Below are 14577 nucleotides of genomic sequence, written 5' to 3' on the forward strand. Positions count from 1 at the left end.
AGCGCCACCGGGGAGAATAAACTATGCCAGCTTCTGCTTTTGCCCGGGGATGGCGTCGATTAACGCCTGTACCTGTTTTTGCTTACGCGCCGACAGCTTGCTGACCTGACGCAAAGCGGCGGTGAGCTCCGGCTCTGTTGGTTTGGCGGTAATCACGATACAACCGTTCATTACCTTGAGATCCACTGCGGTTCCGGTGGCAAAACCTGCCGCCTCCAGCCACTAACCCTTCATGGTCAACGCCGGAATACGCTGATAATCAGGATGACGAGTCGCATAACTCACGGTTAATTGACGACTAACTGCCGGGGAGACTTCTGGAACAGTGAATTCTGCAATAGAATGCGGGGTAGTCATGATGGTTATTTCCTATGAATAGTGATTGTGATTAGCAAGGCGCGCGTGTTGCAGCACGGGTGCCTTGCGATAAATACCTGTACATATCATCAGGGAATAGAAAGAAAGTCCAGCTGAAAATCAATGAAAATAACGACTTGATGAATAGGAATATTATTTTTGATGATGAGAATAAAGCGGCTATTTAGCCGCTTTATTGGTTTCTGGGGGCGAGTTAATTTATGGCGGCGTCGGTGAGGGCGTCGGCCAGGTGGAGCTGTGTTTGTTGGGCGGATTGAATGCTAACTTTCAAATTAGATAAAGTTGTATCTATATTAATAATTTGTTTAATGATTATGCCTTGTTCATTTTTCGGTGGAAGGGGCACAAGAAGTCCCATAAGTTCATTTGAATTAATGTTTTTGACACCTGTAGTAGTTCTGATAGGGCCTTCAATTTGCTCGCGTATTAAATTTGTTTTCATTACCATATTTATATATCTGGCATTAATATATTTATTATGTAGCCGCACTCTAATTATATAGCCAGCATAAGCATGATCTTTTAGATCGTGTTGAACTAATGTACTTTGACCGACTATATTAGTGCTGCCATTAGATCTTATAAATAAAAGATCATTTTCATTCAGTGTAAGATCTTTTAATTCAGAATCGGTTAATGCGCCATACTTTATGTCGGTAAGATCGATAATGCCTTTTACAATATTAGGGATTCTTAGAACAGGATAGCCTGAAATATTATAATCACATTTTTGAGAAGTTCCATATTTTATATCATGAAGTATGTTTCCTAATTTGACCCATTCCCACCCATCCGGCAATTCAAATGGTTTTTCCTCATCACTAATCGGCGGCAACGGTTTTTGTTTTTTAATTTTCCCGTCTTTCACCAATTGCGCTTTTTCCTGCGCAATACGTTTGAGCAGTTCAGAGGCCGGTTCATCGTTCGGGTCCTGCGACACCAGTTTACCCATCACCGCCAGTTGCAGAATGGTCTGTTTTAAGGCGTCTATGCTGGCTTCGGTGGTAAACAGCGTGTCGAAATGCTCGCTGATACGCGCCCAGTTTTCGGCCAGCTCATCGGCGTTCTGGCTGTCGGTTAGCGTGGTTAGCAGGGTTTCAACCAGCTGTTGATGGGCGTCCAGACTGATCAGGGAGTGTTGTTCCAGTTGGTCGCAGAGATTCAATAATGTTTGAACTCTTGAACATATTTTATTTTGCTCACTACTTGGTGGCAGTGGGAAAAACATTTTTTTTAATGTATTTCCATTTACATTAGGCTGACCAGTACCAGTAACTCCGTTATATAATTGTAACCAGTATAATTGGCTACCTAGGAAGATTTTAGTATAGTTTGCATTTGTGAATTTTATATATTTAAGGCGTATTAGGTATGAGGCAAAAACAGCAATATACTGAAGGTCATCAACAAGATAAGATTTCCCGACCGTTCCGCCAGTCCTGGCAATGACAATGTCATTAGGTTGGAGCTGATACTGTTCAATATCGCTATCCTTTATTTCACAACCCGGAACATTGCGCCAAATGACTTTATCATCTTGGATATCAGTAATCCTCAATAACTTTACTTTTTTTGTTACATCGGCTGATGCGGTATATCCATAATGGATATTATCTGTAACATCTTCTAATCGCACCCACTCCCACCCCACCGGCAAATCAAACGGTTTTTCTTCCTCGCTAATCCCCGGCAGCGGCTTCTGCTTTTTAATTTTTCCCTGCTTCACCAGCTCGGCCTTTTCCGCCGCAATGCGTTTCAGTAGTTCCGACGCCGGTTCGTCGCTCGGATCCTGCGGCACCAGCTTACCGCGCACTGCCAGCTCAAGAATCAGCTCGCGCAGCTTCTTAATGCCGTACAGGTCGATCTTACCCGAGCTGCCGCGCCCGGCCGTGGAGCGGGTCTGCAGCGCCGTGGTCCAGGTGTCGATATGATCGACAATCAGTTTTTCCACCGCCATCAGTTGGCCTCCTTACCGGAGAGCGCCGCGCCGAGGATATCGCGCAGCTGGTGGCGCAGGGTCTGGATTGCTTCCTGCTGCTTCGCGTACTGTGCCAGCAGTTCGTCCGGATCGTGGCTGACGGTTTCCGCCTGGTGCGGGTTTTTGATATCGAGGTTAAAGTTGCGGGCAATCACCTCGTCGATGCTGACCTTCCACGCCTGTTCGTTCTCGACGCGGCTGGCGAAGCCGTCGGCCTCGTCGCCCCACCAGTCGATCTCGGCCTGGAATTCGTCAAACTTCATCGGCTTGGTTTTGCTGTAGTTCTTCACGCCCGCCGGGTACGGGTGCTCGTAGAACCAGATCTCTTTGGTCGGCTGGCCTTTGGTAAAGAACAGCAGGTTGGTTTTGATCCCGGTGTACGGGTTAAACACGCCGTTCGGCAGGCGCACAATGGTGTGCAGGTTGCACTCCTCGGTGAGCAGCTTTTTGATTTTGGTTTTCACGCCTTCGCCAAACAGCGTGCCGTCCGGCAGCACCACCGCTGCGCGGCCGTTTTTAGCCAGCACTTCAACGATCAGTTGCAGGAACAGATCCGCCGTTTCGCGAGTCTGCATCTCTGCCGGGAAGTTCTTCTCGATGCCGTCTTCTTCGGTGCCGCCGAACGGCGGGTTGGTGACGATCACATTCAGCTGTTCATCCCACGACGACAGCGGCTTGTTGAGGGTGTTGTCGTGACGGATTTGCACCGGCACTTCGATGCCGTGCAGCAGCATGTTGGTGGTCGCCAGCAGGTGCGGGAGCTGTTTTTTCTCCACGCCGTGGATCTGCTGTTGCAGCGTCTGGTGATCGGCCACGCTCTTCACGTAGTTGTTTTTTACGTGATCGAACGCGCAGGCGAGGAAGCCGCCGGTGCCGCAGGCCGGGTCCATAATCGACTCGCCGAGCTTCGGATCGACGCGATCGACCATAAAGCGGGTGACGGCGCGCGGGGTATAAAACTCACCGGCATTGCCCGCCGATTGCAGATCTTTGAGGATCTGTTCGTAAATGTCGCCGAACAGGTGGCGCTCGCTGGCGCTGGTGAAGTCGATTTCGTTGAGCTTGTTGATCACCTGACGCAGCAGGGTGCCGTTTTTCATGTAGTTATAGGCATCGCTGAACGCCTGTCTGACCACAAAGCCGCGCGGATTTTTATCGATGGGGACGGTGAGGTTTTTCAGCGTTGGGAACAGGTCATCGTTGACGAACTCCAGCAGGGAATCGCCGGTGATGCCTTCGGCGTTCGCCGCCCATGTGCGCCACAGGTAGCGCTGCGGAATGGGGAGTTGATAGTTATCCTGCTCCAGTTCCAGCGCCTCTTCCTGGGCGTCAAAGATTTTCAGAAACAGCAGCCAGGAGAGCTGGCCGAGGCGCTGCGCATCGCCGTCCACGCCGGCGTCTTTGCGCATAATGTCCTGTAATGATTTGATAACCGAGCTGATTGACATGATGTGTTCCATGTTTCATTAACAATAAGGCCTTCTGCTACACGGTGGCAGCAGAAGGCGCAAAGGGGGAAAGGTTACGCGGAGCGGGGCGGTAGGTGGTAGATTTCGCTCTCCAGCTCGCTGATGGCCTGATTATACCCGTTACGGTCGCCGAATCCGCTTTTAATGATCTCCGGCAGCGTACCCATGCTGTCGAACGGCTTAAGCTTCAGCACCTGAATACTCTCTATTTCCTGCACGCCCGCATCGGCGTATTTATCCAGCAGCGTATTCAGCACCGCCTGCGCGGCGTCGGAGTATTTGGTGAAGTAGTTGCGTTTACGCACGTTCTCCGCCCGCTCTTTGCGGGTTAACGGCGGCTGACCATACACCACGTGGCACAGCATGTCGAACGGGTCTAGCTCTTTACCGACCTCTTCCGCCAACACTTCCCAGATAATCCCCTGCTGCTCCAGTTCCTTGATGATGGCCTGTTTGCGCTCGGCGCCCTGCCATTTGCGGGTGAAATCATCCAGTGAGGCGTACTCTTTGAGCAGCGTTTTGCGGGTGTAGTCTTTGAAGGATTCGGTGACCAGCTTGCCGTCGGCATCGTAATACTGTACGCGCTGGGAAATCACGCCGACGGCAACACCGTTAACGTGAAACTTGCGCACTTTGTTCTCGTCGTCTTCCGGCAGCGGGCCGACATCATCTGAGCCGGTAACGGTATACGGCGCGGGATCTTCATTGGCGCCGATGACATCGTCTTCGGTCTCTTCTTCGTGCTCGTCGAACTGCTCTTCAAAATCAGACTCCGGGTCGGCGATATCTTGCGGCGTGGTGTCCATCACCTTTTCCGGGATGCCGTCAAAGCGCTCGTCGGCGAACAGTTCAGTGGCCTTTTTAAAATCGAGAATAGTGAACCACAGCTTGCCGTAGCGTTCATCAATGCGGGTGCCGCGGCCGATGATCTGCTTGAACTTGGTCATCGACTGAATGTTTTGGTCCAGCACCACCAGTTTACAGGTCTTTGCGTCGACGCCGGTGGTCATCAGTTCGGAGGTAGTGGCGATAACCGGATAGGCCTTTTTGGGGTTAATAAAATTATCCAGTTGGGCTTTGCCGATGTCGTCATCACCGGTGATTTTCATCACATACTTGTCGTTCTTCTTGACCTGCTCTGGGTTGAGATTGACCAGCGCGCGGCGCATCCGCTCCGCGTGATCGATGTCGTTACAGAAGATAATGGTTTTATCCATCGGGTTGGTGCGCTTGAGGTAATCGGTGATGGTTTTCGCCACCAGTTCGGTGCGCTCATCAATCACCATCGTGCGATCAAAATCTTTCTGGTTGTAGATGCGGTCGTCGATCAGCTCGCCGTTTTTATCCGTCTGGCCTTTAATTGGGCGCCAGCCCTGGAGATCAACGTCGATATCGACGCGCACCACTTTATAAGGGGCAAGGAAGCCGTCTTCGATGCCTTCTTTCAGCGAGTAGATATAGACCGGGTCGCCGAAGTAGTCGGTGCTGGAGACTTCATGAGTCTCTTTCGGCGTGGCGGTTAAGCCAATCTGCGTGGCGGCGCTGAAATAGTCGAGGATTTCGCGCCATGCGCTGTCTTCCGAGGCGCTGCCGCGATGGCATTCGTCGATCACAATCAGGTCAAAGAAATCCGGGGCCACCTGTTTAAAGGCTTTTTGATCTTCTTCCGGGCCGGTGATGGCCTGGTAGAGCGCGAGATGGATTTCAAATGCCGGGTCGATGGTGCGACCGGTGAGCTTGGTCATTGCCGTGCCAAACGGCAGGAAGTCGTTGTTTTTGGTCTGATCGACCAGAATATTGCGATCGGCGAGGAACAGGATCCGCTTCTTACTTTTCGCTTTCCATAAGCGCCAGATTATCTGGAAGGCGGTGTAGGTTTTCCCCGTTCCGGTCGCCATCACCAGCAGAACGCGGTTCTGCCCGCCGGAAACGGCTTCAATGGTTTTATTGATGGCCTGTAGCTGGTAATAACGCGGCGCTTTGCCGCTGCCGTCGTCGTAGTAGTCCTGGGTAATTACCGGAAGTTGGGCTTCGGTGTAGCCTTTCCAGACGCAGTATTTTTGCCACAATTCGTCAGGTGTTGGGAATTCATCGAGGGTAATTTCTCGCTCAATCTCGCCGGTTGCCGTTTTATCATGGAAGATAAAGCCATCGCCGTTAGAAGCAAACGCAAAGGGAATATCCAGCAGGTGGGCATAGCCCAGCGCCTGCTGCATGCCTTTGCCGATTTCATGTTTATTGGCTTTGGCTTCGATCACCGCCAGGGGCATGTTTAATTTGTGGTAGAGCACGATATCGGCGGATTTCACCGTTCTGCGCGCCGCAACCTTACCGCGCACGATGACTTTGCCGTCCCGGAGTTTGACTTCTTGTCTGATTTGCGTTGTGTCGCTCCAGCCAGCACCGAGGATGGCGGGCATAACGCGTTTAGTGATGATGTCTGCTTCCGTCAGGGTACTCAGGTTCAGGTCAGCCATTGGGTATTCTCGATAGAATCGGATAGCTCTGATTCTACATAAAAAAAAGATTATATGGATAGCTTTAGGTGATATAGATCACATTATATGCTGATTTCGATAAACTATACATTCAACAACATTGAGCGTTATATTAGTAATCTTTGATTGCAGACGTTTTTTATCAATATACTTCCGTTTGTAATAATCAGTAAGGTTAAGTTTATATCTGGAGACTGTGTATATGCCTTATGATTTATCTTCCCGATTAGTTATAGGTTTGGCATCAAGCGCGCTTTTTGATTTAGATGAATCAGATGAAATATTTCGAACAAAAGGCGAGGACGAGTACAGGAAATTTCAGCGTGAAAATCAAGATAAGCTCTTAGGGAAAGGTGTTGCATTTCCTTTCATTAGACGTCTTTTAACATTGAATAAAATTAACCCAAGTAATCCTCCTGTAGAAGTTATCCTCTTATCAAGAAACGATCCAGATACCGGGTTGAGGGTAATGAATTCAATTGAAAGTTACGGGTTAGGTATTACCCGGGCTGTTTTCCTTCAAGGTCAGTCTCCACATAAATATATCCCAGCATTGGATATTGAGTTGTTTCTCTCCGCAAATTCTCAAGATGTTAATCAGGCTGTAATGGCTGGGTATCCTGCAGGTCAGATTCTTAAGGGGAATATTAAGGATGATGTTCAGGATCATGAACTTAGAATTGCATTCGACTTTGATGGAGTTATCGCAGATGATTCTGCGGAAGCTGTATACCAAAAAAGCCATGTGCTTGCAGATTTTCATAATTATGAAGCTCAACATGTCAATGAGACTCATAATCCCGGACCATTGAAAGATTTTCTTCAACGTATATCTGATATTCAGAAGATGGAAGAAGAATTAGAGAGAGAAGATCCAGCGTATAGACGTATTCTTCGCATTTCAATTGTAACGGCGAGAAACGCGCCTTCACACAAGAGAATGATCAATACGATGAGAGCGTGGGGGATCAATGTTAATGAAGCATTCTTTATGGGCGGGGTAGAAAAGAACAAAATCCTTGAAATTATGCAGCCACATATGTTCTTTGATGATCAGCGTCTCCATCTTGAACCTTCAGCATCTGTTTTACCTTCTGTGCATATACCATTTGGTGTGACGAATAAAAGATAATGGTGTAATTAAAATATAAGGCCCCGATATTTTGGGGCATATATGATATATTACTTGCTGCTTTTAGTTAAAATAATCACTCCATCGCCACCTTCACCGCTTCTCCCAGCTTCACCATCACCGCTTTATGTTTCTCGGTCGGCGGCAGGGCGCAGTTGATCCTGACGCAGTTGCGATACTTGCCCGCCGCGGAAAACAGCGACCCCGGCGCGACCTGGATCTTCAGCCGGCACAGCTGTTTGGCGACGCAGACCATATCCACCTGCTCCGGGAGCTCCACCCACAGCATAAAACCGCCCTTCGGCCGGGTGACGCAGATCCCGCAGGGGAAAAACTCCCGCAGCCAGCAGGTATAGATCTCGATATTGCGCTGATAGATCTGCCGCATCCGCCGCACGTGGCGGTGATAATGGCCTTCGCGAATAAAGTTAAAGGCCGCCAGCTGTGTTGAAGGGACGTTAGTACCGCTGGCGGCGTACTTCATCTGTAGCAGCTTGTCGTAGTAGCGCCCGGGCGCTATCCAACCGATGCGCAGGCCGGGGGCGATGGTTTTGGTAAAGGAGCTGCAGAGCATCACCCGGCCGTCGATATCCCAGGAGTGAATCGTGCGCGGGCGCGGATATTCGGTAGCCAGCTCGCCGTAGATATCATCCTCGAAAATAACGATATCGTGGCGCTGGGCCAGGTTCAGCACCGCGCGCTTGCGGGCGTCCGGCATGATAAATCCCAGCGGGTTGTTGCAGTTCGGCACCAGGATCACCCCTTTGATCGGCCACTGATCCAGCGCCAACTCCAGGGCCTCGATGCTGATCCCGGTTTCCGGATCGGTGGGGATCTCAATCGTTTTTAATCCCAGTCCGCGCAGCATCTGCATGGTGCCGTAGTAGCAGGGGGATTCCACGGCGATGATGTCCCCTGGCTGGCACACCGACAGCAGGGCCAGCGACAGCGCGCTGTGGCAACCGCTGGTGAGCACCAGATCGTCGGCAGTCACCACCGATCCGCCGTCGAGCATCAGGCGGGCGATCTGCTCCCGCAGCTCGCGGCGCCCGGCCAATTCGTCATAGTTCAACACCTCAGTGAGGTTGTGCTGGATCGCCCGGCTCAGTTCGCGCCAGATGGGCTTCAGGCTTGGCTGCGTCACGTCCGGCGAGCCGCCGCCGAAGGGGATGATCGTTTTATCGTAGCGAGCGTCGAGCATGGTCAGCACCTGATCCCACTGGGTGATCTCCACCGGACGCTGCACCGGACGCGACATCGGCGGCACCGGCGGCTGGGCCTTGCGGGGGGCGACGAAATAGCCCGATCGCGGCTGCGGCACAATCATCTGCTGCTGGTCAAGCAGTTGATAGGCCTGCTGGACGGTGCTGATGCTGACGCCGTGCTCCTGGCTCAGGCTGCGCACCGACGGCAGCTTTTCGCCGTGGCGATACAGGCCCTGTTCAATGCGTTCGGCCAGCAGCGTCGCAAGATGTTGATAGCGGGTCATGCTGTATCCTTAATTGTCGCCATACAGATGGAATAACCAGTACAGATGGCAGGAAAAATTGCGGTCTGCTGTACGTTTTAGCCAATCTGTATGTTAAAGAAAAGTGTTTTGTGAATCTGTATTCCTCCCCCCAAATCCGTGAAGATAAAGTCTCTGGCAAGGTGAGGAGGTAGAGGATGGAATTTCATGAGAACAGGGCAAGACAGCCATTTATCGGTTTCGTATTGCTGGTACGGTTTGTCAAAAAATGGTGGCTTCAGGAGCAAACGCGCAGAGCATTGCAGAAAATGAGCGACGAACAGCTGAAAGATATCGGCCTGCGTCGGGATCAGATCAATTAAAAAGTGCGGTTTTTTTCAGGCATCACTTCTTCTTTGCCCCGGTAAGCGCTGGCAACGCCGGGGAAACATTCACGAAATTTATCAATTGATGCGACGCGACCTTCCGTTTCTTGATACTTACCCTGATAAGTATTATTTTCTTCTCAACAATGAGAGGAAAAGCTGTGACTGAAGACGAACTGTTTGCCCGCCGCCCGCTGGGGATGCGGATGGCCATGGTGGTGCGCCAGTGGCGCGCGATTATTGACTCCGCTATCACCGATACTGGACTCACCCAGTCCAGCTGGACGGTGCTGATGCAGCTGCATCAGTTGGGGGACAACGTCTCGGTCAGCGAGCTGGCGGAGGTGCAGGGAATTGAACTGCCGCCGCTTACGCGCACCCTCTCATTACTGGAAAAGCAGGGCTATCTGGTGCGTTCCACATCGCCATATGACAAACGCATTCGCCTGCTGACGCTGACCGCCGAGGGGCGGGCTATTCTGGAAAAACTGAGCCGCGTGATCGAGACCTATCAGGAGCGCGTAACCCAGACCATCCCGGAGGCCGACCTCGTCACCTTCAGCGCCACGTTAAATCAAATCGCCTGCCGTTTGCGGAATATCCGCGAAGAAGATAACAAGATCTAACACACTATGATGACGCCTGAACAAAAATTTGCCCGCTGGGTACGGGTGAGTATTGCCGCTTTTCTGGGAATATTCGCCTGGTTTATCGTTGCCGATATCTGGATCCCGCTGACGCCGGACTCCACCGTCATGCGCGTGGTGACCCCGGTTTCGTCGCGGGTCTCCGGCTATGTCTCGCACGTCTACGTGCATAACAATAGCCAGGTGAAAAAGGGCGACCTGCTGTATGAGCTCGACCCAACGCCATTCATTAATAAAGTTGAAGCGGCACAGATCGCCCTTGAACAGGCGAAACTGAGCAACCAGCAGCTGGACGCGCAAATCGCTGCCGCCCGCGCCAACCTGCGCACCGCGCAGTACACCGCCCGTAACGATAAGGTCACGCTCGATCGCTATCAGCGCCTGAGCACCATGCAGAACGTGTCGCAGTCCGATCTCGACAAGGTGCGGACCACCTGGCAGACCAGCGAGCAGTCGGTCTCGGCGCTGAACGCGCAGATCCAGAACCTGCTGATCCAGCGCGGCGAGCGCGACGATAAGCGCAACGTCACCCTGCAGAAATACCGCAACGCGCTGGAGGAGGCGCAGCTGAACCTGGCCTGGACCAAAGTGCGTGCGGAAACTGACGGCATGGTTAGCAACCTGCAGCTTAACCCGGGGATCTACGCCACCGCGGCCACGGCCGTGCTGGCGCTGGTCAACAACAATACCGATATCGTCGCTGACTTCCGTGAGAAAAGCCTGCGCCACACCGCGGTAAACACCGATGCGGCGGTGGTTTTTGACGCCCTGCCGGGGGAAGTTTTCCCGGCGCACGTGACCAGCAGCGATGCCGGGATTCTGGCGGGGCAGGAGGCGGTTAACGGACAGCTGTCGCAGCCGGAACAGTCCACCCGCTGGGTGCGTGATGCCCAGCGAATGCGCATTCACGTCGCGCTGGATCAGCCGCTGGCGAAACCGCTGCCGACCGGCGCCCGCGCCACGGTGCAGCTGTACAATAGCGAGGGACCTTTCGCCCGCACCTTCGCCGGCCTGCAGATCCATCTGGTGAGCTGGTTGCACTATGTCTATTAATACCCTGGCGCACGTCTTTACCCCGCACGGCAATATCGTCTACACGGCGAATGATTTTCGCCAGACGGTGCGTATCGCCGTGGCCGGGACCATTGCGCTCAGCATCTCCACCTTCTACGACGTGCAGTACGGCGTATTTTTTGTGGTGTATCCGCTGATGCTGATGTCGCTGGTGCCGGTGTTCAACCGCCACGTCGCCCGCCAGTTTGTGTTCAGCGCGGCGGTGAACTGCGTCGAAATGGTGCTGATTGTCGGTTATTTGTCGCAATGGCCGGTGATCATGACGCTGGTGGTGTTCGCCCTGTACGTGATGCGTTTTCGCTTTATGAGCCAGGGGCCGCTGTTTCTGCTGGGGTCGATGGGGGTGGTGTGTCAGAGCACGATGCTCAACTTTATGAGCTACCCGACCAGCAACTGGCACACCCTGATGTTCTCCAACATGGAAGCGTGCGTGCTGGCGGTGGCGCTGAGCGCGCTGCTGCATTACCTGATCCCGGACGTCGAACCGCGCAAGCCGCCGCCGCGCATTGAAAAAGACGCCGCCCGCATCCGCCACGAGTCGCTGCTCTCCGGCACGGTGGCGACGATCATCTTCGTGGTGTTTCAGATCTGCGATCTCAGCGACTCGCTGTCGGCGCTGATGGCCGGGATCCTGATCCTGTTCCCGATGCACTATCGCGGGGCGGTGATCAGCTCGATCTGGCGCGTGGCGGGGGTGGTGCTGGCCTGTCTCTATATTCTGGTGGTGCAGCTGATTATCTATGACTTCAGCAATCACATGATCCTGATGATGCCGCTGATTGGCCTCGGGCTGGCCTTTAGCGCCCGCCTGCACGTGATGGAGAAAGTGGGCGCCGGGGTGGGCTTCGCCAGCATTACCACCATCGGCATTATGTTTGGCCAGAACCTGCATCCCTATCAGGATCTGGTGTTCAGCGATCTGTACCGCATCACCTCGGTGACGGTCTCGCTGGTGGTCACGCTGACCCTGGTTTTTCTTATGCACCGTCTGCTGAACTGCTTTGCGGCGACGCGCTTTGTGGTAAGCGATTAACCTGCCGGTGGGAAGGTGGCGAGACAGCGCCACGCTTCCCCGTCCTGCTGATACAACGCCGCCGTCTGTTCCGGGACGATCCAGGCTCGCGCGTCGGCTACCGTCCCCTCAAGCAGGATGCACAGCCCGCAGCCGCTGCGCAGCTGGCGGGGAATATCTTTGACCTCGAAGGTCATTCCCGCCGCCTGCAGGGCTTTGCGCGTTCGCACCACTCCCACCGTGGAATGAAATAAAAACAGAAACGTTGTCATCCGCGCCTCCGCTGGCGCTGGCCGATCAGCGCCGCGCCGATCGCCCCGGCGAACTGGGCGTCGGGATGGGTTGTCACCGCCATGCCGACATGGCTTTCCAGCATGCGGGCAAAGGCGGCGCAGTGGCTGACGCCGCCGGTAAACAGCAGCGGCCCCTGCGCTGATAAGCGGCCGATAAAGTTCGCGCTGCGCCGGGCCATGGCGTTAATCACCCCCGCCAGAATCGCCTCCGGCGCGACCCCCGCCGACCGCAGGCTGATGACTTCCGATTCGGCGAATACCGTACACATGCTGGTGATGGCATGCGGTTCCACGCCGTCGGTAATGGCGTCCAGCTGTTCGACGCTGGCGCCGAGGGTGCGTGAAATGACCTCCAGAAAGCGGCCGGTGCCGGCGGCGCATTTGTCATTCATCAGAAAGTCGCTGAGGTTGCCCCCGGCATCCAGCTGGATAACCTTGCTGTCCTGGCCGCCGATATCAATCACCGTGCGGGTGTCCGGCGCCAGCAGGCGGGCGCCGAGACCATGACAGGAAATCTCCGTCACCTGTTTATTGGCAAAATCCACCAGCTGGCGACCATAGCCGGTGAGGGTTAAAAAGGGCGTTTCCACGAGGCCAGCGCGCAGCGTCTCCCAGGCCTCATGGATGGCGTCGGCGGGGCGAAAGGGGGTCGGGCAGAGGAAACGACGCGTAATCACCCCGTCCGCGAGCAGGATGCCTTTCGTGGCGGTGGAGCCGGAATCAATACCAACCGTGTAGATCACGCGTGCTCCTTACAGCATTTCGATAAAGGCGGCGACGCGGGTGCTGAGCTGTCCGAGGTCCGCTGTCGAATAGTCGGTTTCTATCGCCATATAAGGAAGGTCGTGCTGCTGGCGGAGATGGCGTTTAATGGCTAGCGATTCCACGGCATAGGTATGGCAAGCCTGCAGAATGACGTCGATCACCCCGTCGGCCTGGTACTCCTCCACCATCTGGCTCAGCAGCTGCAGGCGCTGATGGTTAGGGGAAATACAGGAGCAGCCGATGGCGAGATATTTGTCGGTTAAGGCGTCGTAGACGTCGCCCTCTTCCGCCACGCAGCGCTCGGTGGCCTTCGCGCCGGTGCAGTTTTCATAGCCTACCACCCAGCCGCCGTTTTCTTCGATGGCGCGAACCACTTTCTCCGCCGCGCCGCCGATCGGGCAGCCGGTGATCAGAATGCGCGGGCGGGTGGCCAGCCGTTTACCCTGCCGCCACTCCTGACGGATGCGCTCCGCCATAGCGTTGAGCTCGTCAATCAGCGCGGTTTTGTCGAAGCGGAAGGTGGCGCCGTACACCACTTTCAGGATGTCGCCGCCGCTGAGCGCCGGCGGATTGAGCTGCCCGAGACGATAAAAGTGGGCCAGCGCCCGGCGTTCACGGTTTTTCAGCACGATGGCCTCGCGCAGCGCCGCCTCGCTAATCGGCGCGCCAAACTGCGCCTCAATCACCTGCTGCAGGCGCAGGATCTCTGCTTTCCACAGGGCGCGGGAGGCCGCGTCGCTGGCGCTGTTCGGCAGCTGCATCACGTGGACCGCCTTGAACTCGGCCATGTACTCGTACATTTTCTTTTTGCCGTCGCAGGTGGTTTCCCCGACCACCAGGTCAGAGAAATAGAAGTAGGGGCATTTATCGGTTTTGCCGAAGCCGTAGCTGCTTTTGATTAACGGACACAGATTGCGCGGCAGATCTTTTTCCGCTTCCTCGATGGTTTCATCGGAGGTGGAGCACAACGAGACCACCACGGCCCCCGCCGCCATAGCGATCTCCTGGGGCATAAAGGTGCAGTAGGTACCCACCAGCGGCACGTTCTGCTCTTTAAGATCCATGACGGTGAGAAAGCCCTTTTGGCGAGCTTCCGAGAACTGGTCAAAAATGGCGGGTAGATCGGTGATAAGCGACATGGTTTTCCTTCCCCGTACACGGGAGATGCTGAAAGAGTCGCCATTATAACCCTGTTGTTTGTATGCTTTTATTGATCTCCTGCGTCTGCGCGCGGCGTTAATAGACCTTCTTTAAATCCATCTCTTCCTGGATCCGCTCGCTCCATGCCAGATGGGTGCGGATGGCCTCTTCGATACCGGCGTTGTAAAACAGCGGCCCCAGCTCCTGGGCGATAAAGTCGACAAAAAATTCGGCGTCAAACTGCTCCAGCTCGAGGTTAAACGTCTCTTCGCAGTACTTGCTGAGCCTGTCGCGCAGCAGGTCACGCTGCGCCGGGCTGAGTTCAATCTCACTCATGATGGGGCTTTCTCCGTAAAAG

13 protein-coding genes and 1 pseudogene are annotated in these 14577 nt (G+C 54.1%); 5 read left to right on the plus strand and 9 right to left on the minus strand.

Annotation, left to right across the window (positions count from 1 at the left end; all coding sequences use genetic code 11):
- Positions 1–21: 21 nt before the first annotated feature.
- From symE to ABLU50_RS17440, 4 genes and pseudogenes are all read right to left on the minus strand, one after another.
- Positions 22–357, minus strand: a pseudogene (gene symE, locus ABLU50_RS17425) (endoribonuclease SymE).
- Positions 358–571: 214 nt separating this feature from the next.
- A complete protein-coding gene (locus tag ABLU50_RS17430) occupies positions 572–2335 on the minus strand; it encodes a restriction endonuclease subunit S (RefSeq protein ID WP_117434976.1) in 1764 nt (587 codons plus the stop codon).
- Positions 2335–3804, minus strand: coding sequence for an N-6 DNA methylase (locus ABLU50_RS17435; RefSeq protein WP_087832647.1), 1470 nt, complete (start codon positions 3802–3804; stop codon positions 2335–2337). The genes ABLU50_RS17430 and ABLU50_RS17435 overlap by 1 nt, the downstream gene beginning before the upstream one ends.
- 74 nt (positions 3805–3878) lie before the next feature.
- Positions 3879–6302: a DEAD/DEAH box helicase family protein gene (locus ABLU50_RS17440; RefSeq protein WP_087832648.1), complete on the minus strand. Its 2424-nt coding sequence runs from the start codon at positions 6300–6302 to the stop codon at positions 3879–3881.
- Between the two features lie 223 nt (positions 6303–6525).
- Here ABLU50_RS17440 and ABLU50_RS17445 point away from each other — a divergent pair, with 223 nt between their 5' ends.
- Positions 6526–7455: a 5'-nucleotidase gene (locus tag ABLU50_RS17445; protein ID WP_072421097.1), complete on the plus strand. Its 930-nt coding sequence runs from the start codon at positions 6526–6528 to the stop codon at positions 7453–7455.
- A 76-nt stretch (positions 7456–7531) separates the two neighbouring features.
- On the opposite strand, the gene ABLU50_RS17450 is transcribed toward ABLU50_RS17445, so the two are convergent.
- Positions 7532–8944: a PLP-dependent aminotransferase family protein gene (locus ABLU50_RS17450; RefSeq protein ID WP_087832649.1), complete on the minus strand. Its 1413-nt coding sequence runs from the start codon at positions 8942–8944 to the stop codon at positions 7532–7534.
- Positions 8945–9120: 176 nt separating this feature from the next.
- Between ABLU50_RS17450 and ABLU50_RS17455 the strand changes: the two genes are divergently transcribed.
- The 4 genes from ABLU50_RS17455 to ABLU50_RS17470 all read left to right on the plus strand — a co-directional run bounded on the left by ABLU50_RS17455 (position 9121) and on the right by ABLU50_RS17470 (position 12042).
- A complete protein-coding gene (locus tag ABLU50_RS17455) occupies positions 9121–9285 on the plus strand; it encodes a DUF1127 domain-containing protein (protein WP_023319656.1) in 165 nt (54 codons plus the stop codon).
- A 164-nt stretch (positions 9286–9449) separates the two neighbouring features.
- Complete coding sequence (locus ABLU50_RS17460; RefSeq protein WP_065697283.1) at positions 9450–9914, plus strand: MarR family transcriptional regulator; 465 nt, start codon at positions 9450–9452, stop codon at positions 9912–9914.
- Positions 9915–9920: 6 nt separating this feature from the next.
- On the plus strand, positions 9921–10988 hold the full coding sequence (locus ABLU50_RS17465) for an HlyD family secretion protein (protein WP_004204152.1): 1068 nt from the start codon (positions 9921–9923) through the stop codon (positions 10986–10988).
- Positions 10978–12042, plus strand: a complete 1065-nt coding sequence (locus tag ABLU50_RS17470) for a DUF2955 domain-containing protein (RefSeq protein WP_004204153.1) — start codon at positions 10978–10980, stop codon at positions 12040–12042. The genes ABLU50_RS17465 and ABLU50_RS17470 overlap by 11 nt, the downstream gene beginning before the upstream one ends.
- On the opposite strand, the gene ABLU50_RS17475 is transcribed toward ABLU50_RS17470, so the two are convergent.
- From ABLU50_RS17475 to ABLU50_RS17490, 4 genes are all read right to left on the minus strand, one after another.
- Entirely contained in the window at positions 12039–12293 is a 255-nt protein-coding gene (locus tag ABLU50_RS17475) for a DUF3343 domain-containing protein (protein ID WP_323084023.1), read from the minus strand. The genes ABLU50_RS17470 and ABLU50_RS17475 overlap by 4 nt on opposite strands.
- Entirely contained in the window at positions 12290–13057 is a 768-nt protein-coding gene (yjiL, locus tag ABLU50_RS17480) for a putative 2-hydroxyacyl-CoA dehydratase activator YjiL (RefSeq protein WP_057213281.1), read from the minus strand. The genes ABLU50_RS17475 and yjiL overlap by 4 nt, the downstream gene beginning before the upstream one ends.
- A 9-nt stretch (positions 13058–13066) precedes the next feature.
- On the minus strand, positions 13067–14218 hold the full coding sequence (locus ABLU50_RS17485) for a double-cubane-cluster-containing anaerobic reductase (protein WP_087832650.1): 1152 nt from the start codon (positions 14216–14218) through the stop codon (positions 13067–13069).
- A 97-nt stretch (positions 14219–14315) separates the two neighbouring features.
- On the minus strand, positions 14316–14555 hold the full coding sequence (locus tag ABLU50_RS17490) for a DUF2164 domain-containing protein (protein WP_004204157.1): 240 nt from the start codon (positions 14553–14555) through the stop codon (positions 14316–14318).
- Between the last annotated feature and the right edge of the window lie 22 nt (positions 14556–14577).

Source organism: Klebsiella sp. GG_Kp173, assembly GCF_040062415.1.
GTDB lineage: Bacteria > Pseudomonadota > Gammaproteobacteria > Enterobacterales > Enterobacteriaceae > Klebsiella > Klebsiella quasipneumoniae.

What these genes read in the sequence shown, in the direction of transcription:
- ABLU50_RS17430 (WP_117434976.1), bottom strand. Translation starts at nt 2,335, where the DNA reads ATGGCGGTGGAAAAACTGATTGTCGATCATATCGACACCTGGACCACG.
- ABLU50_RS17435 (WP_087832647.1), bottom strand. Translation starts at nt 3,804, where the DNA reads ATGTCAATCAGCTCGGTTATCAAATCATTACAGGACATTATGCGCAAA.
- ABLU50_RS17440 (WP_087832648.1), bottom strand. Translation starts at nt 6,302, where the DNA reads ATGGCTGACCTGAACCTGAGTACCCTGACGGAAGCAGACATCATCACT.
- ABLU50_RS17445 (WP_072421097.1), top strand. Translation starts at nt 6,526, where the DNA reads ATGCCTTATGATTTATCTTCCCGATTAGTTATAGGTTTGGCATCAAGC.
- ABLU50_RS17450 (WP_087832649.1), bottom strand. Translation starts at nt 8,944, where the DNA reads ATGACCCGCTATCAACATCTTGCGACGCTGCTGGCCGAACGCATTGAA.
- ABLU50_RS17455 (WP_023319656.1), top strand. Translation starts at nt 9,121, where the DNA reads ATGGAATTTCATGAGAACAGGGCAAGACAGCCATTTATCGGTTTCGTA.
- ABLU50_RS17465 (WP_004204152.1), top strand. Translation starts at nt 9,921, where the DNA reads ATGATGACGCCTGAACAAAAATTTGCCCGCTGGGTACGGGTGAGTATT.
- ABLU50_RS17470 (WP_004204153.1), top strand. Translation starts at nt 10,978, where the DNA reads ATGTCTATTAATACCCTGGCGCACGTCTTTACCCCGCACGGCAATATC.
- ABLU50_RS17475 (WP_323084023.1), bottom strand. Translation starts at nt 12,293, where the DNA reads ATGACAACGTTTCTGTTTTTATTTCATTCCACGGTGGGAGTGGTGCGA.
- ABLU50_RS17485 (WP_087832650.1), bottom strand. Translation starts at nt 14,218, where the DNA reads ATGTCGCTTATCACCGATCTACCCGCCATTTTTGACCAGTTCTCGGAA.
- ABLU50_RS17490 (WP_004204157.1), bottom strand. Translation starts at nt 14,555, where the DNA reads ATGAGTGAGATTGAACTCAGCCCGGCGCAGCGTGACCTGCTGCGCGAC.